The sequence below is a fragment of the Ralstonia sp. SET104 genome, assembly GCF_003851545.1.
GTDB lineage: Bacteria > Pseudomonadota > Gammaproteobacteria > Burkholderiales > Burkholderiaceae > Ralstonia.
In genome coordinates this window covers 147,590-170,422 of record NZ_BHVX01000006.1, presented here as the reverse complement: position 1 = coordinate 170,422, position 22,833 = coordinate 147,590, and the positions used below count along the sequence as shown (strand labels likewise).

Here is a 22,833-nt window from a genome sequence, read left to right as displayed (position 1 = left end):
GCAACGTCGGCGCATTCCAACTGCAGCCGGTTGGCACGCCCAGGCCATGAACCGGGCGGCCGCACCATTTCAGTACGTACGTCAAAACGCGGGCTCAACTTATCCGGGGGGATTCGATGTCCGAAGCCGTTCTTCATCCATTTTTTTCACGGGAGCGCACCGTCGCTGCGGTTGGTTTCAACCGCTGGCTGGTTCCGCCTGCCGCACTGGCCATCCATCTGTGCATCGGCATGGCTTATGGTTTCTCCGTGTTCTGGTTGCCGCTTGGCCGCGCGCTGGGCATTACCAAGCCGCTTGTCTGCGGCGCTGATGTCTCGCTGCTTGCCGAACTCTTCACCACCGCCTGCGACTGGCGTGTCTCCAGTCTGGGCTGGATGTTCACGCTGTTCTTCGTGTTCCTTGGCGCCTCGGCTGCGTTGTGGGGCGGCTGGCTGGAACGGGTCGGCCCGCGCAAGGCCGGCGTGGTGTCGGCGGTGTGCTGGTGCGGCGGGTTGTTGATCTCGGCGCTCGGGATCCAGGTGCACCAGTTGTGGCTGCTGTGGATCGGCTCGGGCGTGATCGGCGGTGTCGGCTTGGGGCTTGGCTACATCTCGCCAGTGTCGACGCTCATCAAGTGGTTTCCGGACAAGCGCGGCATGGCCACCGGCATGGCCATCATGGGCTTTGGCGGCGGCGCAATGATCGGTGCTCCGCTGGCTGACCGCCTGATGAAGCTGTTTGCCACGCCGGAATCGGTGGGCGTATCGCAAACCTTTATCGTGCTGGCTGGCATTTACTTCGTGTTCATGATGGCCGGCGCGCTGGGCTACCGCGTACCGCCCGTGGGCTGGAAACCTGCCGGCTGGATGCCCTCGCTCGCCAAGGCAAAAGACACGATGGTCACGCAACGTCATGTCCACGCCAACGAAGCCCTGAAGACGCCGCAGTTCTGGCTGATCTGGGCCGTGCTGTGCCTGAACGTGTCGGCCGGCATTGGCGTGCTCGGCATGGCTTCGCCGCTGCTGCAGGAAGTATTTGGCGGCAAGCTGCTGGGCGTGACGACATCGTTCATGGATCTGACTGCGGCGCAAAAGGGCCAGATCGCGGCCATTGCTGCGGGCTTCACGGGTCTGCTGAGCCTGTTCAATATCGGCGGGCGCTTCTTCTGGGCATCGCTGTCGGACCGCTTGGGCCGCAAGATGACGTACGCCGTCTTCTTCGTGCTCGGTTTCGTGCTGTATGCATCGATTCCGTGGACGTCGCACACCGGCAATATCGCGCTGTTCGCGCTGGCCTTCTGCGTGATTCTGTCGATGTACGGCGGCGGCTTCTCGACCGTGCCAGCGTATCTGGCTGACATGTTCGGCACGCAAATGGTGGGCGCCATCCACGGCCGCCTGCTGACCGCGTGGTCGACGGCCGGCATTTTGGGCCCGGTGCTGGTGAACTACCTGCGCGAATACCAGATCGCTCACGGTGTGGAACGCGCAGCCGTGTACGACATCACGATGATGATTCTGGCTGGCCTGCTGATCCTGGGCTTCATCTGCAACCTGTTGGTGCGCCCGGTCAACGCAAAGCATTTCATGACCGAAGAGCAACTCGACGAGCAACGTCACGCTGCGGCAACCAAAAGCCCGACGCCGGCGGCCGCTTCGCCGGAAACGTCGCTGGAATGGAAGGCACACCCGGGTTCCGCCGTGGCTGTGGTGCTGGCCTGGGCGGCCGTGGGCCTGCCGTTGGGCTGGGGGGTTTGGATTACACTCCAAAAAGCCGCAGTTCTGTTCTCCTAACACGTGATTTAAAGCCGCCCCCCAGCCATGAAGCACCAGAAGATCGAGTTTTACCGTCATCCGGCCGGCGGCTGGGGCGCACTCAAGAGCGTTGCACATCAACTGCTGTCGCAAGGCATCGCGGCCAAGGGCGCCAAGACGATGCTGTCGGCCAACCAGCCCGACGGCTTCGACTGCCCCGGCTGCGCGTGGCCCGATCGGGATCACGCCTCCACCTTCGAGTTTTGCGAAAACGGCGTGAAGGCCGTGGCCGCCGAGGCCACATCCCGCCGCACCACGCCGGCGTTCTTCGCGCAGCACACTGTGCGCGAACTGGCGGACTGGTCCGACTACGCACTCGAAGACCAGGGGCGCCTGACGCACCCGATGGTGTACGACACGGCCAGCGACAAATACGTCCCGATCGAATGGGACGCCGCCTTCGCGCTGATCGCGCAGCACCTGCGTGCGCTGCCCGATCCGAATCAGGCGATCTTCTACACCTCCGGCCGCACCAGCAATGAAGCGGCCTTCCTCTACCAGTTGTTCGTGCGCGCGTATGGCACGAACAATTTCCCCGACTGTTCCAACATGTGCCACGAGCCCTCCGGCACGGGCATGCGGGGCAGCATCGGCGTTGGCAAGGGCACCGTCACTCTCGACGATTTCACCCGCGCCGATGCCATCTTCATCTTCGGCCAGAACCCGGGCACGAACCACCCGCGCATGCTCGGCGAGCTGCGCGAGGCGTCCAAGCGCGGCGCGAACATCGTCTCGTTCAACCCGCTGCGCGAGCGCGGGCTTGAGCGCTTTGCCGATCCGCAAAGCAAGATCGAGATGCTCACGCTCGGCTCCACGCGCATCAGCACCGAGTACCACCAGGTGCGTATTGGCGGTGACCTTGCAACCGTCAAGGGCATCATCAAACACGTGATCGAGCGCGATGATGTGGCACGCAGCCGCGGCGAACCCGCCATCGTTGACCACGCGTTCATCGCGCAGCACACCGGTGGCTTCGACGCCTTTGCCGCTGACGTGCGCGCCGAATCGTGGGCCACCATCGAGGCCGAATCGGGCCTGCCCGAAAACGAAATCCGCCAAGCCGGCGATACCTACATCAAGGCCGGCAGCGTGATCGCGTGCTGGGGCATGGGCATCACCCAACACAAGCATTCCGTGGCGACCATCCAGATGATCGTCAACCTGCTGCTCCTGCGCGGCAACATCGGCCGCCCGGGCGCCGGTGCGTGCCCGGTGCGCGGCCATAGCAATGTGCAGGGCGACCGGACGATGGGCATCTACGAAAAGCCCGCACCCGCGTTTCTTGATCGATTGGAGAACGTGTTCGGCATTCAGGTGCCGCGCGAGCACGGTTACGACACCGTCGGCGCAATCGAAGCCATGCAACACGGTGCCGCACGCGTGTTCTTTGCGATGGGCGGCAACTTTGCCGCGGCCACGCCGGATACCGCCGCCACGTGGGCAGGCCTGCGCCAGTGCGACCTGACCGTGCACGTGACCACCAAGCTCAACCGCAGCCACATCGTGCACGGCAAGGCCGCGCTGATCCTGCCTTGCCTGGGCCGCACCGAAGTTGACCAACAAGCCGGCGGCACGCAAGGCGTGACCGTAGAAGATTCGATGAGCATGGTGCACATGTCGGCGGGGATCAATCCGCCGGCGTCGCCGCACTTGCTGTCCGAGCCCGCCATCGTGGCTCGGCTGGCTGAAGCCACGCTGCCCGAGAGCAACATCCCCTGGGGCTGGCTGGTTGAAGACTACGACCGCATCCGCGAACGCATCGAAGCCGTGTTTGACGACTTTGCCGGCTTCAACGAGAAGATTCGCGTGCCGGGCGGCTTCCGCCTGCGCAACACTGCATCGGAACGCGTCTGGAGCACGCCGTCGGGCAAGGCGGAATTCCATACACACGCCGTGCCGACCGATACACCGGTTCACCGTGCTCGCGAGCGCCACGCCGACGCCACGGTCTTCACGCTCGCCACGGTGCGCTCGCACGACCAGTACAACACCACCATCTATGGCATGGATGACCGCTACCGCGGTGTGTTCGGCCAGCGCCGCGTGGTCTTCATCAACAAGGAAGACTTGCACACGATCCGCATGAAAGACGGTGAGTGGATCGACATGATCACGCTGTCCGAAGACGGCACCACACGCCGCGCCGATGGCTTCCGCCTGGTGGCGTATGACATTCCGCGCGGCTGCCTCGCGGCGTATTACCCCGAGACCAATCCGCTGGTGCCGTTGACATCGTTCGCCGATCAGGCGCGCACGCCGACATCCAAGTCGATTCCGGTGATGCTGGTACCCAGCCAGGTTGAACGGCCGGCCCAGACCCCGACCCCGACCCAGACCCAGACGGCCACCGCGGCCCAAGCCTGATGCCAACAGAGCCGGCATGGTCTGCGCTGCAACTGGCGCTGCTGGCAGCATTGCGCGAAACCGAGGCCGGCAAGCCGGTCTCACTACCCTGGTTGACCAAGCGTGTGGGCGAGCGCGCCAGCACCGTGCTGCGCGCATTGCATCCGCTGGCGGATGCCGGCCTGCTGCGCATCACCATGGATGATGCGCGCTGGCTTGTCGTATTGCTCGACGCCGGCCGCGTTTTGCCTGATTTCACTGCATGACATTCCTCACCCGTCACCCCGCCGGATTACCCGTCGCCTCCACCACCGCAGCGCGACGCACACGCGCCGGCACGCAAGAAGACACCACCACTGCTGTCGCCGACGAAGCCCCGGTCGCGCTCGTCTTCAACGGCATCACGCATGCGGTAATGATGGCTTCGCCTGCCGATCTGGAGGACTTTGCGCTGGGCTTCGCACTGTCCGAAGGCATCATCGACAGCCGTGCCGATTGGCGCGGCGCAGATGTGCAAGCGCATCCGCATGGGCTCGAAGTGCATGCGGAAATCGCTTCGCATTGCTTCGTGCGGCTGAAGGAACACCGCCGCGCATTGGCTGGCCCGACCGGCTGCGGCCTGTGCGGCATTGAGAGCCTGCAAACTTTTGAAGACGCGCCGACGCCGCTTGTGCCGCCTGCGTGGAGGGCATCACTTGCCGACGCACAAGTGCTGGACGCAATGCAGGCAATGGCCTCGCATCAGCCAGCGAACGCGCTGACGGGCGGTGTGCATGCCGCGGGCTGGGCGCCCGCAGACGGCAACGCGCCGCTGCATGTGCTGGAAGACGTGGGACGCCACAACGCGCTGGACAAGCTGATCGGCCGGTTGGCCCGGCTCGGCATTCGCCCGGCAGACGGCTTCATCGTCATGACCAGCCGTGCGAGCTTCGAGTTGGCGCGCAAGTGCGTGCATATGCAGGTACCGCTGTTGGCGACGATCTCCGCGCCCTCTTCGCTGGCGATCCAGCATGCCAAGGCAGGCAACCTCACGCTGCTGGCATTCTGCCGGGGCGATAGCGTGACGCGGTTTGCCTGAGTGGCCCGCGTATCACGCCATCGCCGCGCATCAGCCTGAAGACTCGCGAATCACCAGCTTCGGTAGGGCCGGAACAACGCAGCGGCGGGCATCTGTGCCTCCGCCCAAGTGATCAAACAACAAGGCGACCGCCTGCGAAGCCATGTCATCCAGGTGAAGATCCACGGCCGTCAACGGCGGCTGACAGCTTCTTGCCCGGATACCGTCGTCATTGCCCGGCTGGCGGCCCAGACACACGACCGGCAGACCGTGGTGCTGACCGGAATTCATCACCTGTTCTGAGCGCGGCCCGGCATGCATTACCGTGTATTGCAGTGCTGCCCCTCCTGGCAGAGCACTGTTGAGCCCTCCACAGTGAGGGCTGTTTTTTTGGCAATGCGTGCTGCCCTGCTTAAATCTCCACCTTGCTACCCAGCTCAACCAGGCGGTTGGCGGGAATCCGGAAGAAGTCCGACGGCTTGGCGCTGTTGTGCTGCATCCAGGCGAACAGCGACTCGCGCCACATCGCCATACCCGGCAACGGCGATGGCACCACCGTGGCCCGCGTAATGAAGAACGAGGTTTCCATATCTTCAAAAATGGTCCCGAGCCGCTCACCTACGCTGCGGACGATCTCGTCCACGGCTGGTGTTTCCTTAAAGCCAAAATCCACCACGGCCGCGTGGATGTCGTCGCCAATGGTCTTGATGACCAGGCGCTTGGCAGGCTCCACATATGGCACAGCCAGCGTGCGGAAGTGGATGAACAGCACGCGCTTGTGCAGCACGTGGTTGTGCTTGAGGTTGTGCAGCAGCGCCAGCGGCACGAAATCGATGCTGGGCGTGAGATACACGGCCGTGCCGTCCACACGATATGGCGGATGACGCAGCAGACCTTCCATGAACGGCTCGAGCGGAATGCCGCCCTCCACGTTGCGCGCCTTCAACAGTTGCGTGCCGGTATGCCACGTCACCATCAGGAAGAAGATCAGGCCGCCCAGCAGCAGCGGGAACCAACCGCCCGCCGCAATCTTGAGCAGGTTGGCGGCGAAGAACGACAGATCCACTGCCAGGAACACCGCGCCGATGCAGACCACCAGCGACAGGCGCCATTTCCAGGCGTTGTGCATGACCACCGTGACCAGGCCTGTCGTCAGCACCATGGTTGTCGTCACCGCAATGCCATAGGCCGCAGCCAGGTTGTCGGACTTGCCAAAGGCCAGCACCACCGCCACCACCAGCACCAAAAGTATGTAGTTGACCACCGGCACGTAAATTTGGCCGATCTCGACATCCGACGTATAGAGAATCTTCATGCGCGGGGCATAGCCCAGATGCACCGCCTGCGCCGTCATCGAGAATGCACCAGAGATAACGGCCTGCGACGCAATGACCGTGGCGGCCGTGGCCAGCACCACCATCGGGCCCACGGCCCAGTTCGGCATCAACAGAAAGAACGGGTTCTGCACGGCGCTCGGCTCGCGCAGCAGCAAGGCGCCCTGGCCAAAGTAGTTCAGCAGCAGGCACGGCATGGCAATGTAGAACCACGCATAGCGGATGGGGCGCGCGCCAAAGTGGCCCATATCGGCATACAGCGCCTCTGCGCCAGTCAACGCCAGAAACACCGAGCCGAACACCACAAACGCCAGTACGGTGTGCCGGAACCCGAACTCGATGGCATACACGGGGCTCAGCGCCACCAATATCTCCGGCGACTTCACCACCGAAGCCAGCCCGATCAATCCCAACAGCACGAACCAGATCACCATAATCGGCCCGAACAGGCGCCCAACCACATGCGTGCCCTGTCTTTGAATCAGGAACAGGCCGATCAGCACGATCAGCGCCAGCGGCAACACCCACGTCTGCAGCGCGGGGGCCATGATCTCCATGCCTTCGATGGCGGAGAGCACTGAAATGGCCGGTGTGATGACGGCATCGCCGTAGAACATGGCGGCGCCCAGCAGGCCAAGCAGCATCAGTGTGCGCGTGAACCGGGCGCTGCCGCTGCTGGCGCGCATGGCCAATGCCGTGAGCGCGAGGATGCCGCCTTCGCCGTTGTTATCCGCGCGCATGACGAACACCACATACTTGATGGACACCACCAGCGTCATCGCCCAGAAGAGCATCGACAGGATGCCGAAGACGGTCTGGTCGGAAAACGGAACCCCGTGCTCGGGGTTGAAGCACTCTTTTAACGCATACAGGGGACTGGTGCCGATGTCCCCGAAGACCACGCCGATTGCGCCCACCATGGTGGCCATCAACGCGGGATTTTTCTTGGTTTTACTGGCTGCGGCTGTCGTCATGGGTAGGCTGCGACTGGAACGACGGGGGCACACGCAATTTTCGTGCACCGCCTGCGGCACCGGCTTGGTAGACCGAACCGAGTGCGGCAAAAGCCACTAAAGCTTAGGTGAAAACGCTCGGCTTTGCGCGGGTGTTTGCACGGATGGCAACCGCACGCCAACCCTGCTGCGCTCCCAAAAACAACGGCCCGGCCCATTCCAAACCGAAAGGATTAAAAAACAGACTTTGACGGGGCGACGCGCCAAGCATATATTCACCAAACGATCGTTTGGCCGGTTTGGCCGGGTCTGCCTGCTGCGTTTGTTTTGGCCGGCGGCCGATCGATTTCTCAACTTCACGACTCAAAATCATGGCTACTGGTACCGTCAAGTGGTTCAACGACGCAAAGGGTTTCGGCTTCATTACCCCGGATGATGGCGGCGAAGATCTTTTCGCACATTTCTCCGCTATCAACTCCGCAGGCTTCAAAAGCCTGAAGGAAGGTCAGAAGGTGACGTTCGACGTGACGCAAGGCCCGAAGGGCAAGCAAGCTTCGAACATCGTGCCTCAGTCTCAGTAACAAGGAGCACGCGGGCGCGGTAGCCCGGTTTTGGCTTGCCGCGCGAGGTTTTCCTCGCGCGTGTATTGGCCGGGATATTCCGCCAGGCAGGTTGTTCAGTACGTGTTTGCCATCAAGCAGTCGGATGGCCGCCGGAAACGGTGGCCTGGTTTGACGAACCCCTATTGGGAGCATGCAATGGCCAGCCGAATTGAAGAGAACGCCGTTCAATATGATCCGCCCGCCGGGGCAGCTGCAGAAATGCATGCTGCCCCGAGTTTTATTCGGGACTCGGAGATCCAGTTTTCGCGCTCGCAGACATTCCATGAAGGCCAGCGCGTCAGCTTTGATGTAGAGATTGGGCCCGATGGCGATCTCATCGCCGTCAACATCAAACCAATATGACGTGCCGGTTTCAACTCGGCATGCTCAACAGAAAAAGGGAGGCAATGCCTCCCTTTCTCATTGGTGACGTGCCGGCTTATTTGGCCGTCGGCATGACGAACTCGGCACCCTTGGCGATCGAATCCGGCCAGCGTTGCATCACGCTCTTGTACCGCGTGTAGAAACGCACGCCCTCCTCGCCATAGGCATGGTGGTCACCGAACAGCGAGCGCTTCCAGCCGCCAAAGCTGTGCCAGGCCATCGGTACTGGAATCGGCACGTTGATGCCGACCATGCCGACCTGGATTTGCCGCGCAAACGCACGGGCCACACCGCCATCGCTGGTGTAGCACGACACGCCGTTGCCGAACTCGTGTGCGTTGATCAGGTTCACCGCCTCGGCAAGGTCATGCACGCGCACCACGGAGAGCACCGGGCCGAAGATCTCTTCCTTGTAGATCGTCATCCCAGGCTTGACGTGGTCGAACAACGTGCCGCCGGTGAAGAAGCCCTCAGCATGGCCATCGACCGTGTGGCCGCGGCCATCCACTACCAGCTTGGCGCCCTCTTCCACCCCCTTGGCGATGTAGCCTTCCACCTTGGCCTTGTGCGCGGCCGTAACGAGCGGGCCCATTTCGCTGTCAGATTCCATGCCGTTGCCGATCTTGAGCGCGCGGGCGCGCTCGGCAAGGCGCGGGACGAGCTTGTCAGCCACGTCGCCCACAGCCACGGCCACGGAAATCGCCATGCAGCGTTCGCCGGCCGAACCGTAGCCGGCACCGATCAGGGCGTCAACAGCCTGGTCGAGATCCGCATCCGGCATGACCACGAGGTGGTTCTTCGCGCCGCCCAGGGCCTGCACGCGTTTGCCGCGTTTGGTGCCCTCGGCGTAAATGTATTCGGCGATGGGCGTGCTGCCGACGAACGAGACAGCCTGGACGTCCGGATGCTCGAGCAGAGCATCGACGGCATCCTTACCGCCTTGTACAACGTTGAACACGCCGTCGGGCAGGCCAGCCTGCTTGAGCAGGTCGGCGATCATCAGGCTGGGGCTCGGGTCACGCTCGCTCGGCTTGAGGATGAACGTGTTGCCGCAGGCGAGTGCCACGGGCGCCATCCACATCGGCACCATGAACGGGAAATTGAACGGCGTGATGCCAGCCACCACGCCCAGCGGCTGGCGCAGGTTCCAGTTGTCGATGCCGCCGCCGATGTTATCGGTGAACTCGGTCTTGAGCAGGTTCGGGATGCCGCACGCGAATTCCACCACCTCGATGCCGCGCGTGACTTCGCCCTTGGCATCGGAGAACACCTTGCCGTGCTCGCGCGTGATGGCGGCGGCCAGGGCGTCCTGGTTCTGGTCGAGCAGCTCCTTGAACTTGAACAGAACGCGCGAGCGCTTGAGCGGCGAGGTCTCGGCCCAGGCCGGTGCGGCAGCGTGCGCGGCGGCCACGGCGGCAGCCACTTCGTTCTTGCCGCCCAGCAGCACCTGGGCGCTCACGGCGCCGGTGGCGGGGTTGAACACATCGGCGCTGCGCGCGCTTGCGCTGCCCTGGCGCTGGCCGCCGATGTAGTGGCTGACCACAGATTCAGTCACTGCGGGATCAATCGGTCGATTCATTTCAAGCTACCTCTTGCAGAACGGCACGGACGGTTTCGAAAATGCGCGCGATCTGCGCCTCTTCGATGATGAGTGGCGGCGAAAACGCCAGGATGTCGCCGGTGTAGCGCACCAGCACGCCACGCTCCAGGCATTTCAGGAAGACTTCGTAAGCGCGTGCGCCCACGGCGCCGGGGCGCGATTCCAGCTCGATGCCGGCAACCAGCCCCAGGTTGCGGATGTCCTTCACATGCGGCGCACCCTTGACTGAATGCGCGGCCGCTTCGAATGCCGGCGACAGCGCGCGGGCACGCTCGAACAGACCTTCGCTGCGATACAGGTCGATGGCGGCAACAGCGGCAGCGGCAGCCAGCGGATGCGCAGAATACGTATAGCCGTGGAACAGCTCGATCGCACCAGGCGCCCCCGCATCGATAACCGTGTCGTGCAGCGACTGACGCACCGCCACGGCACCCATCGGCACGGCAGCGTTGTTGATGCCCTTGGCCATCGTCAGCAGATCCGGTGTTACGCCAAAGAACTCCGCCGCAGTTGCCGCGCCCAGGCGGCCAAAACCGGTGATGACCTCATCGAAGATCAGCAGGATGCCGTGCTTATCGCACAGCGCGCGCAGACGCTGCAGGTAACCTTTGGGCGGCACCAGCACGCCCGTGGAGCCGGCCAGCGGCTCGACAATGACAGCAGCGATCGTCGATGCATCGTGCAGCGTAACGAGGCGCTCCAGCTCGTCGGCCAAGTGCTCGCCCCAAGCCGGCTGCCCTCTGGAGAACGCGTTGTGCTCAGGCGCATGCGTGTGCGGCAGGTGGTCCACACCGGGGACGAGGTTGGCAGAAAACGCCTTCCGGTTCGGCGAGATACCGCCCACTGAAATGCCGCCGAAACCCACGCCATGGTAGCCACGCTCACGGCCAATCAGCCGCGTGCGCTGCCCTTCGCCGCGCGCACGGTGATACGCCAGCGCAATCTTGAGCGCCGTATCCACCGCTTCCGAACCCGAGTTGACAAAGAAAATGCGATTCAGCCCTTCCGGCATGATCTCGGCCACTTTCTCAGCCGCCCGGAAAGCCAAGGGGTGGCCCATCTGAAAAGTGGGTGCGAAATCCAGCGTGGCAGCCTGGGTGGCGATGGCGTCGACGATTTCCTTGCGGCAGTGGCCGGCGTTGACGCACCAGAGGCCCGCGGTGCCATCCAGCACTTCGCGACCGTCGCCGTCGCGGTAGTACATGCCCTGGGCCGACGTCAGCAGGCGCGGCGCGGCCTTGTACTGGCGGTTGGCTGTGAACGGCATCCAGAAATGGGACAGATCAGTGGTTTCCAGCGGGTGCGGTGCGGGTTTCATCGGCAGCTCCGAAAAAACAGCGGAAATGGAACGAACTGGCAAGCCAGCGGTTGAGGCAAACTGTACAGAGTCGAATGTCACACGGACATGCACAGATGACGGTTCTATAAGAAACTGTATAGGCGCGCACCTTTCGCGCGCTTTCTTGCCGCATCGCAACATGCAACTCGAACTCGATCCTTCTCATCCCCAGCGTACGTTGGTCGACCAGATCATCCAAGGCATTCGTGCGGCGGTCGACAACCACACCCTGTTGCCAGGCATGCGGCTGCCGTCCGTGCGCAAGCTGGCCCAGGCGCACGACGTAAGCACCTTCACGGTGGCAGAGGCCTATACACGGCTGGCGGCACTGGGCGCCATCGTGGCGCGGCCGCGCTCGGGCTATCTGGTGTCGGCGCGCGCATCCACCCAGCCCGCGCCGGTGGCCCCGCGCTGGGAGCCGCCCACGCTCAACGCCGCGTGGCTGCTGTCGGATGTGTTTGCCGATCGCTCCATCGCCATCAAGCCGGGCTGCGGCTGGCTGCCGAACGACTGGCTGGACGAGCGCGGTGTGCAGGAGGCGATGCGTGCGGTGAGCCGCGTTTCCGCGCTTCGCGTGGCGGGCTACGGACATCCGTGGGGGTACGCGCCGCTGGGTGAATACGTGGCGCAGTCGCTTGCACTGCGGGGGCTGCCGGTGGAGCGCTCGCAAGTGTTGTTGACCAGCGGGGCCACGCAGGCACTGGATCTGATCGTGCGCACCTTATTCAAGGCCGGTGACGTCGTAGCAGTGGATGATCCGGGCTATTGCAACGTGCTCCAGGTGCTCAAGCTGGCCGGTCTGCGCGTGGTCGGGGTGCCGCGCACGCCGGACGGACTCGACACTGTGGCACTGGAAGCCATCCTGCGCGCCGATGATGCCGATCGGCCGCGCGCCCTTTTCACGAGCTCGGTGCTGCAGAACCCCACCGGCTCTTCGATGACCGCGCAGAACGCCTACCGCGTGCTGCAACTGGCCGAACAGCACGGCCTGTGGATCGTTGAAGACGATCTGCACCGCGAACTCGCCGACCCCGCCGCACCCATGCTGGCTGCGCTCGACGGCTTGCGCCGCACGCTGTACGTGAGCGGTTTCTCGAAGACGATCTCGCCATCATTGCGTGCGGGCTACGTGGTGGCCGATGCCGCCATCACGCGCGAGCTGGCGCGCACCAAGATGGCCGTGGCGCTCACCTCATCAGAGATCACCGAGCGTATCGTGCACGCGTTCGTCACGCGCCCCATCTATGCAGAACACGTGGCGCGGCTGATTGCGCGGCTGGCCGAGGCCCACACACACGCCGAAGCCCTCATGCGCCAACACGGTGCCGAGCCATTCGACACGCCGGGGCGCGGACTCTTTCTCTGGGCGCGGCTGCCGGGCCATGCGGATGCCGCCGCTCTGGCCGACAAGGCCATTGCGCACAACATCTGGCTCGCGCCGGGGCAGTATTTCCGGCCGCAGGACGAGGCCAGTCCGTGGCTGCGCTTTAACGTGGCTTACTCGGCTGAACCGGCGCTGTGGGAGTTCCTCTCGCAAGCCTGATCGGGGTTGCTGCGCATACGCCGCAATGACGTATTTGCATGCAATCAGTCACGTGACCGGCACGCAAACGTGAAATTTGCATGAACGGAAGGTTGCAGCGTCACAAACGCGCGACACGATGCGCTGTCGCCTACCGTTCTCTTGCGCCGCGCCCCCATCCTCAACGCCACCTGCAGCCTATCCTCTGCACAAGGAGTGCCATGGACATCAAGACCGTCCGCGAAACCGCCTTCGCGATGCCGCTCACGAGCCCTGCCTACCCGCCCGGCCCGTACCGCTTTATCCACCGCGAGTTCTTCATCATCACGTACCGCACTGACCCGGCCAAGCTGCGCGCCATGGTGCCCGAGCCGCTGGAAGTGCCCGAACCGCTGGTCGCCTATGAGTTCATCCGCATGGCCGACTCCACCGGCTTTGGCGACTACACCGAGAGCGGGCAGGTGATCCCGGTCACCTACGAAGGCAAGCCCGGCACCTACACGCTGGCGATGTACCTGGACGACCACCCGCCCCTGGCCGGTGGCCGCGAGATGTGGGGTTTTCCCAAGAAGCTCGCCTCGCCCAGGCTGGAGACCGACAAGGACACGTTGATCGGCACGCTCGACTACGGCCCCGTGCGTGTGGCCACGGGCACCATGGGCTACAAGCACCGCGAGCTGGACTTGGCCGAACAGAAGCGTCGTCTGGAGCGCCCCAATTTCCTGCTCAAGATCATCCCGCATGTAGACGGCAAAACCGCCCGTATCTGCGAGCTGTCGCGCAACTACATGGTCGATATCGACATAAAAGGCGCCTGGACGGGCCCGGCCTCGCTGGAGCTGGCACACCACGCGCTGGCGCCGGTGGCCGAACTGCCGGTGCTGGAAATTGTCGAAGCCCGGCACATCATTGCAGACCTGACCCTTGGCATGGGCGAGGTCGTGTTCGATTACCTCGCGCAGTAATGCCCGCCCAACGCCACGCTTTTTCCGTCCACCCTCGGAGTACACACATGTCTGATTTGAAAGGCAAAGTCGCCGTCGTCACCGGTGCCGCCAGCGGCATCGGCAAGCAGATCGCCCTCACGCTCGCCAATTCGGGCGCAGCCATCGCCATCGTTGACTTGAACGAAGACGGCGCCAAGGCTGTCGCCCAAGAGATCACCGATGCCGGCGGACGCGCCATCGGCTTGCGCATGGATGTGACCGACGAGCAAGCCGTCGACAGCGGCATCGACCGCGTGGCCGAAGAACTCGGCTCGATCGACATCCTGGTATCGAACGCAGGCATCCAGATCGTCAACCCGTTCGTGAACTATTCGTTTGCCGACTGGAAGAAGATGCAGGCCATCCATGTCGACGGCGCGTTTCTGACCACACGTGCAGCGCTGCGCCACATGTACAAGGATGACCGCGGCGGTGTGGTCATCTACATGGGCTCGGTGCACTCGCACGAGGGCTCGCCGCTCAAGTCGGCCTATGTGGCGGCCAAGCACGCGCTGCTGGGCCTGAACAAGGTGCTGGCCAAGGAAGGCGCGGCGCATAACGTGCGCTCGCACGTGGTGTGCCCGGGCTTTGTGCGCACGCCGCTGGTCGAAAAGCAGATTCCCGAGCAAGCGAAGGCGCTCGGCATCAGCGAAGAAGAGGTCGTGAAAAAGGTCATGCTCGGTGATACCGTGGACGGCGTATTCACCACGGTGGAAGACGTGGCCGAGACGGTGCGCTTCCTGGCCGCGTTCCCAAGCGCGGCACTGACGGGCCAATCGTTCGTGGTCAGCCACGGCTGGTTCATGCAGTAACTATCTGCACACGCAAGGAGGTTAGAGGAGATATGCCCGCACCCAAACTACGCGTGGCCGCAAGCAAGCGGCCCACCCCGGCAGAATCGTCGCGCCCGGCAGATGCACCGCTCACCACGGCACAGCGCATCGTGCTGCCGGCGTACGAGAACATCGCACTGGTGCTGCAAGGCGGCGGCGCGCTTGGCTCGTACCAGGCCGGCGTGTTCGAGGGGCTGGACGAGGCCGGCATCGTGCCGAACTGGATTGCGGGCATCTCCATCGGGGCGCTCAACACGGCCATCATCGCGGGCAATGCGCCCGAGCATCGACAAGCAAAGCTGCGCGAGTTCTGGCAGACGATTACGCAGCCGAGTTTCTCGCCGCCGCTGCCCGACATCCTGGAAAACGCCTGGTTTGACGGCCACATGCACCTGCGCAAATGGCTGACCGCCATGCAGGCCGCCGACACGTTGCTCGAAGGCCAGCGTGGCTTTTTCACGCCGCGCATTCCGCCGCCGCTGCCTGCCAACGAGGTCGATCCGCTCGATGCCAGCTACTACGACACCACGCCGCTCAAAGCCACACTGGAACGCCTGTGCGATTTCGATCGCATCAACGATGGCGGTATCCGCGTGTCAGTGGGGGCCGTGAACGTGCGCACCGGCAACCTGGAGGCGTTCGACAACACCGAGCGCCGCCTGCGCGCCGAGCACTTCATGGCATCGGGCGCGCTGCCGCCGGGCTTTCCGCCCGTGCTGATCGACGGCGAGTATTACTGGGATGGCGGTGTCGTCTCCAACACGCCGCTGTCGTACGTGCTGGGCGCCAAGCCGCGCCGCGACACGCTGGTGTTTCAGGTGGACTTGTGGAGTGCGCTGGGCCCCGTGCCCGACACCATGATTGGCGTGGCAAGCCGGCAGAAGGATCTGCAGTATTCCAGCAGAACGCGGCTTGTGACGGACTGGATGGAACGCTCCCAATCGACGCGACGCCTGGTTCGCAAGATGCTCGAGCATCTGCCGGAAAAGGAGTTTGCGCGCACGCAGTGGTACAAGCACGCGCAAGAGCTGTCCTGCACCAAGCGCTACAACGTCTTCCACCTCATCTACGCGGCCAAGGAGCACGAAGGCCCAGGCAAAGACATCCAGTTCGGGCCGTCCACCATGCGCGACCATTGGGCTTCGGGTCTGGCGGACATTCGCGAATCGCTCTCGCACCCCGAGTGGCTGGAGATGCCGGACAACGACACAGGCTTCGTCACGCACGACATTCACCGCAATCCAAACGCGGAGCGGGAAGACAAGCGGCTCTGAGTCTCACTATTGCGGTGCGGCCGGCGCGCGCGGTGCAGTCGACAGCGGCGGCCGCGGCAGCGCAGCCGTCCAGGCACGACGGATTACCACGCTGATTTGCTTGTAGACCTCTTTCGAGATCACCGTTTCGGCCAGCATCGTGTCTATCTTGTTCTGGCCAATGTAGAGCGCAAACAGCACCAGCAGGCGCCGCTCCAGCGCCGCGCTGTAATCACCAAATTTTTCACGCAGCTCGGCCAGACCTTCTTCGGCGGCCTCGATCCGGGCGATGAGCACGCCGTCGAGCACGTCCGCCATACGCTCACCCAGCACCGGCTGCAGCGATGCGCGGTTGTACGCGCGCAAGCGCTCCAGCACCGTCTGGCGGCAGATCAGCAGTTCAAAGCGGTCGGCCAGCGCGTTGGCCAATGGCCGGCTGATATGCGCCACATAGTGCAGCCGGACCGCGACCCGATAACCCACATGCTTGGCCAGGATGCGCCGCGATGCGCGCTTGTAGCCCAGGCGCCCCTCCGTGCGCGCCGCATCGATCATGTCAGCGGTGTTGCGCATCATCGCGTCAAGGTTGCGGATGGAAACCAGGCCATTGCCATACTCAGGAATCAGCTCGCGCTCGCGGGTGGCAAGCGCAACCAGGCCGATGGTCAGGCGTTCGCGTTCGGACAGCGCTTCTTCAAGGTTCAGCCCGACGGCACCGGCGGCCACCTCGCGCCGATACACCTGCGCTGCCTGATCCGTCGCACCCGAGGTGAAGTGGAACTGCCCGCCGATGCGGCGCATGGTCGATTCCACTTCCTCAGTCGACATGTTCAGCGCCTGCCCTTGCAGAGCCTGCTCTTGCGGCGACAACTGATCGAGCCCGAGCTGGCGCATCACCCAACGCAGCGTCGCGCCATTGAAGAGCACGCTCACCAGCACAAAGCCGGTGGCGAGAATGGTGACAAAATGGCGGTCAACCTCGTGCACGGCCTGGTTTTCGGCCACCCCCAGCGCCAGCACCAGCGTGACGGCGCCCCGCAGGCCACCCCATGCGATCGCCAGCTTGTAAGCGTGGCTGACCGGCGCGGAGAGCTTGAACCATGCCAGCGCAGGCAGCAGCCCGAACAGCACCGCGAGGCGCGCGGCAAGCGCGGCCACCACGATCACTGCCAGCCACAGCGCGTCTTTCCACACCACGCCGTGCAACAGCTCCGGCACGCGCACCGCGGCAAGCAGAAAGACCACGGCCCCCGCCAGCGCAGCAATCTGCTCCCAGATCAGTTGCAGATGTGACCAGTTGCGAGGGCTCAGCCGCGTGCGCCCCAGCGCGCCAATGACCAGACCCGCGCACACCACCGATACCACGCCCGACACGCCAAGCACGTTCTCGGCCCCGAGATACAGCGGATATGGCAACGCCAGCGTCCAAGCGGCTTCCGCCTGGGCAATGCCGCGCAGCGCCGGCAACAGGAATGCAGCAATGCGCCCGGCTAACAGCCCGAACACCACGCCGCCGCCGAACGCATTGGCCAGTTCCCGCAGGCCGGTGCCGACCGTCGCATCACCGCCGTGCCCCGTCAGCATGGCGAGCAGCACACCCATGATGGCGATGGCCGCCGCGTCGTTGAGCAGCGCCTCGCCTTCTACCAACCGGATCAGGCGCGCCGGGGCGCCCACATCACGAAACACCGCAATCACTGCGGATGGATCGGTCGTGGCAATCATCGCGCCGAGCAGCAGGCACGTGACGACGCCAAACGGCGTGACGGCGGCCGCAGCAAGGCCGATCACCCCCGTGGCCACGGCCACCGCCACGATGGCCAGCATCAAGATTGGCGCGGCATCTGGCGCCATGCTGCGCACATCCACCGACAGCGCGGCCTGAAACAGCAGCGGCGGCAGAAACAGCCACAGATACGCCTCCGCCGGCCAACTTGGGTCAACCAGCGGCGCGAAGAACGCGGTCGCGAAGGCCGGAGCACTGTTTTGCACGACCACATACGCGCCGCCGATGCCAATGCCCGCCAGCGCCAGCAATGTCGACTCCGGCAACGTCAGCCGCGAGGCCAGCATCTGCACCAGCGCCACCACAGCGAGCAAACCGCCCGCCACCAGCAACAGGATGACAACGCCGTTCACGAGGCGCACTCCCGCACGGCCAGCCAATCAGCGCGTTCAGTGTCGGTCAGGTCTGGCACGACAGCGGTGCCGGTTTCGGCAGCGGCCACGGCGGCTTCGAGCACGGCCATCACCGCCACGGCCTGTACGGGTGGAACGGGGTTCGCGCGCTGGCCAAGGATGGCATCGCACACGGCGGCGTAGTAGGCGCGCTGATCGCCTGCGGGCGCCGCAATAAGGGTTTCAGCGGAGGTTGCACCGTCGATCAGCAACCCGGCATCGTCATCCGCGCCCCAGCCTTGCGCGCCGGGCGTTATGCCGGCCAGCAGTTGCGCTTCCTGCGGATCCATCCGGCGCTTGATAAATGAGCCGCGCGTGCCGTGGACGATCCAGCGCGGCGCACCGCCCGCCACCAGCATGCTCGCGTGGAGGATGGCGCGGCGCTCACCGCTGTGCAGGACGACATGGGCCCAGTCGGGCGTCTCGGCCCCAGGGCGCTGGCGTGCAAACGACGCGCTCACAGCGTCGGGCAGCCCGAGCAGTTGCAGCGTCTGATCCACCAGATGCGGGCCGAGATCAAACCAGATGCCCGTGCCCTTCCCGGCTTGCTCGCGCCAGCGCGCACGCACCTGCGGGCGGTAACGGTCGAAATGCGATTCGACGTGCATGGCGTCACCGATGGCGCCGCTGGCAATTGCCGCTTGCACGGCGAGGAAATCGCTGTCCCAGCGGCGGTTTTGGAAGACCGACAGCATGCGCCCCGTCTCACGCGCCACCCGCGCCAGATGCCGCGCCTGCGCCAGCGTAACCGTGAACGGCTTATCGACGACAACGTGCTTGCCGGCACGCAGCGCGGCTTCAGCCAACGGCGCGTGGCGCTCATTGGGGGCGGCAATGACGACCAGGTCGACATCCGCGTGCGTTGCCGCCGCTTCCGGCGCGCAAACCACGGCGTTTGGCCGATCCGCGTGCACAGCGTCGGGCCGGTTGGAACCGATGACCTGCAGATGCAGGCCCGGCGTGGCGTCGATCAAGGCGGCGTGAAAGAGCTTGCCGGCATAGCCGTAGCCCACCAAAGAGGCCCGCAACGGCGTCTGATGTGATGAATGCGACATGTGTGAAAAATGGCGGAAAGCAGGTGAATGTGACGCTCAATGCGCAATCTTGTGCCCAAAATCTTGCAGCACGCCATGAAAAGTTGCGACGCATCAGGCAAGCAAACGTTGCCTGCCGTCAAAAATACAATCTAACTCACTTGTAAATGGGAATTGTTCTCATTACTATCTGCGACTTCACATTTTGAAAGCGCCGGCCTCAGGGCGAGGACCGGCGTTTAACTCTTCACTTTACGGGAACTGCAATGCCGCCGAATTTTCGACGAGAGGGTTTGTGCCTGTCTCTGGCCGTCCTTGGAACGCTGCCGTTCGCCCACGTGGCCACTGCCGCCGACACGCTTGCGGCAGCGGATGCCGGCACGCTGCCCACCGCCACCGTCAACGGCACGCGCAGCAGCACGAGCTACGACACGCCCATCGCGAACACGGCCACCAAGATTCCCGTGCCGCTGCGCGAGATTCCGCAGTCGGTAAACGTTGTGCCGCGCGCAGTGATCCAGGACCAGGGCGCGCTGTCGATCAACGACACGCTACGCAATGTGCCGGGTGTCTCGGCATCGCTGGGGGATGCACAGCGCGATCAGGTGACCATTCGCGGCTTCTCATCGATCAACGATCAGTACGTCGACGGCTTGCGCGATGACTCGCTGTACTTCCGTGACCTGTCAAATATCGACCGCATTGAAGTGCTGAAGGGCCCCGCGGCGGTGCTGTATGGGCGCGGCTCGTCGGGCGGCATCATCAACCGCGTGACCAAGAAGCCGTTGGCCACGCCGCTGGCCGAAGTGGGCGTGGTGGTCGGCACCGAGCGCCAGAAGCGCGCCGAGTTTGACCTGAACACCTCCATCAACGACGACGCCATCCGTGCGCGCATCACCGGCGCGGTGGAAGACTCGGGCGGCTTCCGCAACGACTATTTTCTGCGCCGCCAGGCGATCTCGCCGTCGTTCCTGTTCAACCTGTCGCCCGACACCAAGCTGACGGTGCAGTTCGACTACCTGCACGACAAGCGCATTGCCGACCAAGGCGTGCCGTCGTACCGCGGCCGCCCCGTGAATGTTCCGATCGACACGCGCTACGGCTCGGCCGATGCGGGCGCAGGCAATGTCGAATCCACTGTCAAGAGCGTGACGGGCACGCTGGACCACCGCATCAATGACAAATGGTCATTCCACAGCGTGGTGCGCAACTACGAATACTCGCTTGGCCGCAACAACTACCCGACCGTCAGCCGCGTCACCGATGGCCCGATCCCGACCGTCACGCTCGCCGTCAACCAGCGCAACCGCAGCGACCGCGGCACGCTGTGGCAGAACGAGCTGACGCAGAAGGCCGAGACCTGGGGTATCCAGCACACGCTGCTGTACGGCATTGAGCTGGGCTATCAGGACAAGAGCGACCGCGTGGCCGGCGCGTCGGGCAGCACGACCTACAACCTGTTCAACCCGACGCTGCGAGTACTGCCGACCGTGCCCGACAACGCGGTACCGACCAACTACGGTCTCTCGCACAACGAGACGTACGCCGCATACGTGCAGGACTTGATCAAGTTTTCGCCGCAATGGACGGTACTCGCCGGCCTGCGCTACGAAGTCCTCAAGCAGAGCCGTGACGACCTGACCCCGCGCAATGTGGATCTGTCGCGCACCGACAAGCCGGTCAGCCCGCGCTTGGGGGTTGTGTACCACCCGATCGAGCCGCTCTCGCTGTATGCGTCGTACAGCCGCTCGTTCCAGCCCCTGGCGGATAGCTTTACGTTCTTCCCGAACAGCAGCGCGCTCGCTCCGCAATCAACCACCAACTACGAGATCGGCGCCAAGTACGACCTGTCGGCCGGTGCCAGCGTGACGGCCGCGCTGTTCGACATGAAGCAGACCAACCTGACGGCCGCCGATCCAGTCACGCTGCTGGGGGTGCCCATCGGCACGCAACGCACGCGCGGGCTGGAGCTGTCATTCACGGGCGAGATTGTGAAGACGTGGTCCCTGATGGCGAGCTACGCCTATCTGAATGGCCGCCTGGAGAACCCCAACGACAGGAGCGGCGGCGTGGCCGTCAATGGCAATCAGCCGTCGCTTACGCCGCGTCATAGCGGTTCGGTATGGCTCAAGCACGATCTGCCGAACGGCTTCTACGTTGCAGGGGGCGTGCGTGCGGAGGCCGCGCGTTACGCATCGCAGTACAACCTGACAACGCTGCCGGGGTACATGACTGTGGATCTGGGCGCCGGTTATCGCAGCAAGCACGTTGATGTCACGCTGAACCTGCAGAACCTGTTCAACCGCGTGTACTACGTGTCGGCCCACGGCGGCGCCGATAACTACAACATGCCGGGTGCCCCGCGCATGGCGCTGCTGGGCGTGCGCTACAAGATGTAAAGGCCGCACTGCGATGCTGCGACGGGTGCTCTTCCGCCTGCATTGGCTGATCGGATTGTCAGCCAGCGTGGTGCTGGCCGTCGTTGGCGCCACCGGCGCGCTGATGGCGTACGAGGACGAGCTGCTGCGGTGGCTCAACCCCGGCGTGCTCAACCTGCCCGCGCGCACCGGCCCCCCGCCAACACTGCCGCAAGTCGCAGCGCGAGCACGCGCTGCCGTGCCCGAGCGCCCCGTCACCTTCATCGCCGCCGTATCCGAACCTACCAAGCCGTGGCGCGTCTGGTATGCCTGGCCGCCCGCCAAGCACGATGGCAGCAGCCGCGGGGAGCTGCGCTACATCGACCCCGCCACGGGCACGTTGCTGCCCGAAGCGCGCGCGCAACGTTTCTTTGCCACCGTCAAGCTGTTACACCGCACATTGCTGGCTGATGAGGTCGGCAAGCAGATCGTCGGCGCCAGCACGATCGGCTTGGTGGTGATGACGTTGTCGGGCCTGTATCTTCGTTGGCCGCGGCGCGTGACGAACTGGCGTAGCTGGCTGGTTATCCGCTGGAGCCGTGCCAGCCGCATCCGTTGGTGGGACGTGCATACCGTACTCGGCACGCTGGTGCTGCCGCTGTACTTGCTGGCCGCTTTCAGCGGGCTGTATTGGGCGTACGACTGGTATCGCGATGGCCTGCAGCGCCTGGCTGGCATGCCGGTTGTCGCCAAGGCAAAACCCATGGCGGGCGCGCGACAGCCGCTTGGCGATGCGGCATTGGAGCGCACCTGGAACGCTTTCCTGGCCAACGCATCGACCTACGGAACAGCCACTCTGCGCATCGACGATGCCCGCACCGGCAAGGTCGACATCAACTGGCTTGCGCTCGACGCACCGCACGATCGCGCGTTCAACCATTTGACGCTCGACAGCGCCACCGGCGCGGTCATCCGCAGTGAATCCTTCGCCAGCAAATCACCAGCGCAGCAGTTGCTGGCCGGCATGCTGCCGCTCCACAATGGACGTTACTTCGGGCCCATCGGCGTTGTGCTGGTGTTGATCGGCGCGTTGATGCTGCCGGTATTTGCAGCAACGGGATGGTGGCTGTATCTCGACCGGCGCCGACGCTCACAACCGTTGCGCAAACACGCATCTGCCGCGACACGTCCTTGCTGACAACGCAGTGCGTCGACGCGATGTCGAGCGCCCTCGACACAACAAGGACAGCACCATGGTGATTGAA

General features: G+C 64.1%; 20 protein-coding genes. 13 read left to right on the top strand and 7 right to left on the bottom strand.

Annotated elements, in window-relative coordinates; all coding sequences use genetic code 11:
- The first annotated feature begins 116 nt into the window (after positions 1 to 116).
- Genes PSUB009319_RS10030 through fdhD form a run of 4 tightly spaced genes read left to right on the top strand, consistent with a single transcriptional unit; the run spans position 117 to position 5,214 of the window.
- Complete coding sequence (locus PSUB009319_RS10030; RefSeq protein ID WP_124382080.1) at positions 117 to 1,772, top strand: OFA family MFS transporter; 1,656 nt, start codon at positions 117 to 119, stop codon at positions 1,770 to 1,772.
- 27 nt (positions 1,773 to 1,799) lie between these two features.
- Positions 1,800 to 4,157 (top strand): FdhF/YdeP family oxidoreductase, encoded by a 2,358-nt coding sequence (locus PSUB009319_RS10025; RefSeq protein ID WP_124382079.1) that lies wholly within the window; start codon positions 1,800 to 1,802, stop codon positions 4,155 to 4,157.
- Positions 4,157 to 4,402, top strand: a complete 246-nt coding sequence (locus tag PSUB009319_RS10020) for a MarR family transcriptional regulator (RefSeq protein ID WP_124382078.1) — start codon at positions 4,157 to 4,159, stop codon at positions 4,400 to 4,402. The genes PSUB009319_RS10025 and PSUB009319_RS10020 overlap by 1 nt, the downstream gene beginning before the upstream one ends.
- Complete coding sequence (gene fdhD / locus PSUB009319_RS10015; RefSeq protein ID WP_124382077.1) at positions 4,399 to 5,214, top strand: formate dehydrogenase accessory sulfurtransferase FdhD; 816 nt, start codon at positions 4,399 to 4,401, stop codon at positions 5,212 to 5,214. The genes PSUB009319_RS10020 and fdhD overlap by 4 nt, the downstream gene beginning before the upstream one ends.
- 30 nt (positions 5,215 to 5,244) lie before the next feature.
- Here the strand turns inward: fdhD and PSUB009319_RS23230 are convergent, their stop codons facing one another.
- Positions 5,245 to 5,379 (bottom strand): hypothetical protein, encoded by a 135-nt coding sequence (locus PSUB009319_RS23230; protein WP_260392941.1) that lies wholly within the window; start codon positions 5,377 to 5,379, stop codon positions 5,245 to 5,247.
- Here PSUB009319_RS23230 and PSUB009319_RS23225 point away from each other — a divergent pair.
- Positions 5,323 to 5,496, top strand: coding sequence for a hypothetical protein (locus tag PSUB009319_RS23225; RefSeq protein ID WP_260392945.1), 174 nt, complete (start codon positions 5,323 to 5,325; stop codon positions 5,494 to 5,496). The genes PSUB009319_RS23230 and PSUB009319_RS23225 overlap by 57 nt on opposite strands.
- A gap of 109 nt (positions 5,497 to 5,605) precedes the next feature.
- On the opposite strand, the gene PSUB009319_RS10005 is transcribed toward PSUB009319_RS23225, so the two are convergent.
- Positions 5,606 to 7,501, bottom strand: coding sequence for a potassium transporter Kup (locus tag PSUB009319_RS10005; protein ID WP_124382075.1), 1,896 nt, complete (start codon positions 7,499 to 7,501; stop codon positions 5,606 to 5,608).
- Between the two features lie 103 nt (positions 7,502 to 7,604).
- Positions 7,605 to 7,853, bottom strand: a complete 249-nt coding sequence (locus tag PSUB009319_RS10000; protein WP_124382074.1) for a hypothetical protein — start codon at positions 7,851 to 7,853, stop codon at positions 7,605 to 7,607.
- Here PSUB009319_RS10000 and PSUB009319_RS09995 point away from each other — a divergent pair.
- Positions 7,852 to 8,061 carry a cold-shock protein gene (locus PSUB009319_RS09995; protein ID WP_124382073.1) on the top strand — a complete coding sequence of 70 codons (210 nt, stop codon included), beginning with the start codon at positions 7,852 to 7,854 and terminating at the stop codon, positions 8,059 to 8,061. The two genes, PSUB009319_RS10000 and PSUB009319_RS09995, sit on opposite strands and share 2 nt — an antisense overlap.
- 177 nt (positions 8,062 to 8,238) lie before the next feature.
- The gene (locus tag PSUB009319_RS09990; RefSeq protein ID WP_124382072.1) at positions 8,239 to 8,445 is read left to right on the top strand and encodes a cold-shock protein; all 207 of its coding nucleotides are present in this window, start codon (positions 8,239 to 8,241) and stop codon (positions 8,443 to 8,445) included.
- Between the two features lie 76 nt (positions 8,446 to 8,521).
- Here the strand turns inward: PSUB009319_RS09990 and PSUB009319_RS09985 are convergent, their stop codons facing one another.
- Positions 8,522 to 10,045 carry a CoA-acylating methylmalonate-semialdehyde dehydrogenase gene (locus PSUB009319_RS09985; protein WP_124382071.1) on the bottom strand — a complete coding sequence of 508 codons (1,524 nt, stop codon included), beginning with the start codon at positions 10,043 to 10,045 and terminating at the stop codon, positions 8,522 to 8,524.
- 1 nt (position 10,046) lies between these two features.
- The gene (locus tag PSUB009319_RS09980) at positions 10,047 to 11,384 is read right to left on the bottom strand and encodes an aspartate aminotransferase family protein (RefSeq protein WP_124382070.1); all 1,338 of its coding nucleotides are present in this window, start codon (positions 11,382 to 11,384) and stop codon (positions 10,047 to 10,049) included.
- A gap of 160 nt (positions 11,385 to 11,544) precedes the next feature.
- Here PSUB009319_RS09980 and PSUB009319_RS09975 point away from each other — a divergent pair, with 160 nt between their 5' ends.
- The 4 genes from PSUB009319_RS09975 to PSUB009319_RS09960 all read left to right on the top strand — a co-directional run bounded on the left by PSUB009319_RS09975 (position 11,545) and on the right by PSUB009319_RS09960 (position 16,020).
- Positions 11,545 to 12,948: a PLP-dependent aminotransferase family protein gene (locus PSUB009319_RS09975; protein ID WP_124382069.1), complete on the top strand. Its 1,404-nt coding sequence runs from the start codon at positions 11,545 to 11,547 to the stop codon at positions 12,946 to 12,948.
- A gap of 200 nt (positions 12,949 to 13,148) precedes the next feature.
- The gene (locus PSUB009319_RS09970) at positions 13,149 to 13,892 is read left to right on the top strand and encodes an acetoacetate decarboxylase (protein ID WP_124382068.1); all 744 of its coding nucleotides are present in this window, start codon (positions 13,149 to 13,151) and stop codon (positions 13,890 to 13,892) included.
- A 47-nt stretch (positions 13,893 to 13,939) separates the two neighbouring features.
- Positions 13,940 to 14,725 (top strand): 3-hydroxybutyrate dehydrogenase, encoded by a 786-nt coding sequence (locus tag PSUB009319_RS09965; protein ID WP_124382067.1) that lies wholly within the window; start codon positions 13,940 to 13,942, stop codon positions 14,723 to 14,725.
- Between the two features lie 32 nt (positions 14,726 to 14,757).
- Positions 14,758 to 16,020 carry a patatin-like phospholipase family protein gene (locus PSUB009319_RS09960; RefSeq protein WP_124382066.1) on the top strand — a complete coding sequence of 421 codons (1,263 nt, stop codon included), beginning with the start codon at positions 14,758 to 14,760 and terminating at the stop codon, positions 16,018 to 16,020.
- A gap of 6 nt (positions 16,021 to 16,026) precedes the next feature.
- Here the strand turns inward: PSUB009319_RS09960 and PSUB009319_RS09955 are convergent, their stop codons facing one another.
- Both PSUB009319_RS09955 and PSUB009319_RS09950 read right to left on the bottom strand, forming a co-directional pair.
- On the bottom strand, positions 16,027 to 18,138 hold the full coding sequence (locus PSUB009319_RS09955) for a sodium:proton antiporter (protein ID WP_124382065.1): 2,112 nt from the start codon (positions 18,136 to 18,138) through the stop codon (positions 16,027 to 16,029).
- Positions 18,135 to 19,232, bottom strand: a complete 1,098-nt coding sequence (locus PSUB009319_RS09950; protein ID WP_124382064.1) for an oxidoreductase — start codon at positions 19,230 to 19,232, stop codon at positions 18,135 to 18,137. The genes PSUB009319_RS09955 and PSUB009319_RS09950 overlap by 4 nt, the downstream gene beginning before the upstream one ends.
- A 245-nt stretch (positions 19,233 to 19,477) precedes the next feature.
- Between PSUB009319_RS09950 and PSUB009319_RS09945 the strand changes: the two genes are divergently transcribed.
- Both PSUB009319_RS09945 and PSUB009319_RS09940 read left to right on the top strand, forming a co-directional pair.
- Positions 19,478 to 21,610, top strand: coding sequence for a TonB-dependent siderophore receptor (locus PSUB009319_RS09945; RefSeq protein ID WP_124382063.1), 2,133 nt, complete (start codon positions 19,478 to 19,480; stop codon positions 21,608 to 21,610).
- Positions 21,611 to 21,623: 13 nt separating this feature from the next.
- Positions 21,624 to 22,766, top strand: coding sequence for a PepSY domain-containing protein (locus PSUB009319_RS09940; protein ID WP_124382062.1), 1,143 nt, complete (start codon positions 21,624 to 21,626; stop codon positions 22,764 to 22,766).
- Positions 22,767 to 22,833: the final 67 nt, after the last annotated feature.

What these genes read in the sequence shown, in the direction of transcription:
- PSUB009319_RS10030 (WP_124382080.1), top strand. Translation starts at nt 117, where the DNA reads ATGTCCGAAGCCGTTCTTCATCCATTTTTTTCACGGGAGCGCACCGTC.
- PSUB009319_RS10025 (WP_124382079.1), top strand. Translation starts at nt 1,800, where the DNA reads ATGAAGCACCAGAAGATCGAGTTTTACCGTCATCCGGCCGGCGGCTGG.
- PSUB009319_RS10020 (WP_124382078.1), top strand. Translation starts at nt 4,157, where the DNA reads ATGCCAACAGAGCCGGCATGGTCTGCGCTGCAACTGGCGCTGCTGGCA.
- fdhD (WP_124382077.1), top strand. Translation starts at nt 4,399, where the DNA reads ATGACATTCCTCACCCGTCACCCCGCCGGATTACCCGTCGCCTCCACC.
- PSUB009319_RS10005 (WP_124382075.1), bottom strand. Translation starts at nt 7,501, where the DNA reads ATGACGACAGCCGCAGCCAGTAAAACCAAGAAAAATCCCGCGTTGATG.
- PSUB009319_RS09995 (WP_124382073.1), top strand. Translation starts at nt 7,852, where the DNA reads ATGGCTACTGGTACCGTCAAGTGGTTCAACGACGCAAAGGGTTTCGGC.
- PSUB009319_RS10000 (WP_124382074.1), bottom strand. Translation starts at nt 7,853, where the DNA reads ATGATTTTGAGTCGTGAAGTTGAGAAATCGATCGGCCGCCGGCCAAAA.
- PSUB009319_RS09990 (WP_124382072.1), top strand. Translation starts at nt 8,239, where the DNA reads ATGGCCAGCCGAATTGAAGAGAACGCCGTTCAATATGATCCGCCCGCC.
- PSUB009319_RS09985 (WP_124382071.1), bottom strand. Translation starts at nt 10,045, where the DNA reads ATGAATCGACCGATTGATCCCGCAGTGACTGAATCTGTGGTCAGCCAC.
- PSUB009319_RS09980 (WP_124382070.1), bottom strand. Translation starts at nt 11,384, where the DNA reads ATGAAACCCGCACCGCACCCGCTGGAAACCACTGATCTGTCCCATTTC.
- PSUB009319_RS09975 (WP_124382069.1), top strand. Translation starts at nt 11,545, where the DNA reads ATGCAACTCGAACTCGATCCTTCTCATCCCCAGCGTACGTTGGTCGAC.
- PSUB009319_RS09970 (WP_124382068.1), top strand. Translation starts at nt 13,149, where the DNA reads ATGGACATCAAGACCGTCCGCGAAACCGCCTTCGCGATGCCGCTCACG.
- PSUB009319_RS09965 (WP_124382067.1), top strand. Translation starts at nt 13,940, where the DNA reads ATGTCTGATTTGAAAGGCAAAGTCGCCGTCGTCACCGGTGCCGCCAGC.
- PSUB009319_RS09960 (WP_124382066.1), top strand. Translation starts at nt 14,758, where the DNA reads ATGCCCGCACCCAAACTACGCGTGGCCGCAAGCAAGCGGCCCACCCCG.
- PSUB009319_RS09950 (WP_124382064.1), bottom strand. Translation starts at nt 19,232, where the DNA reads ATGTCGCATTCATCACATCAGACGCCGTTGCGGGCCTCTTTGGTGGGC.
- PSUB009319_RS09945 (WP_124382063.1), top strand. Translation starts at nt 19,478, where the DNA reads ATGCCGCCGAATTTTCGACGAGAGGGTTTGTGCCTGTCTCTGGCCGTC.
- PSUB009319_RS09940 (WP_124382062.1), top strand. Translation starts at nt 21,624, where the DNA reads ATGCTGCGACGGGTGCTCTTCCGCCTGCATTGGCTGATCGGATTGTCA.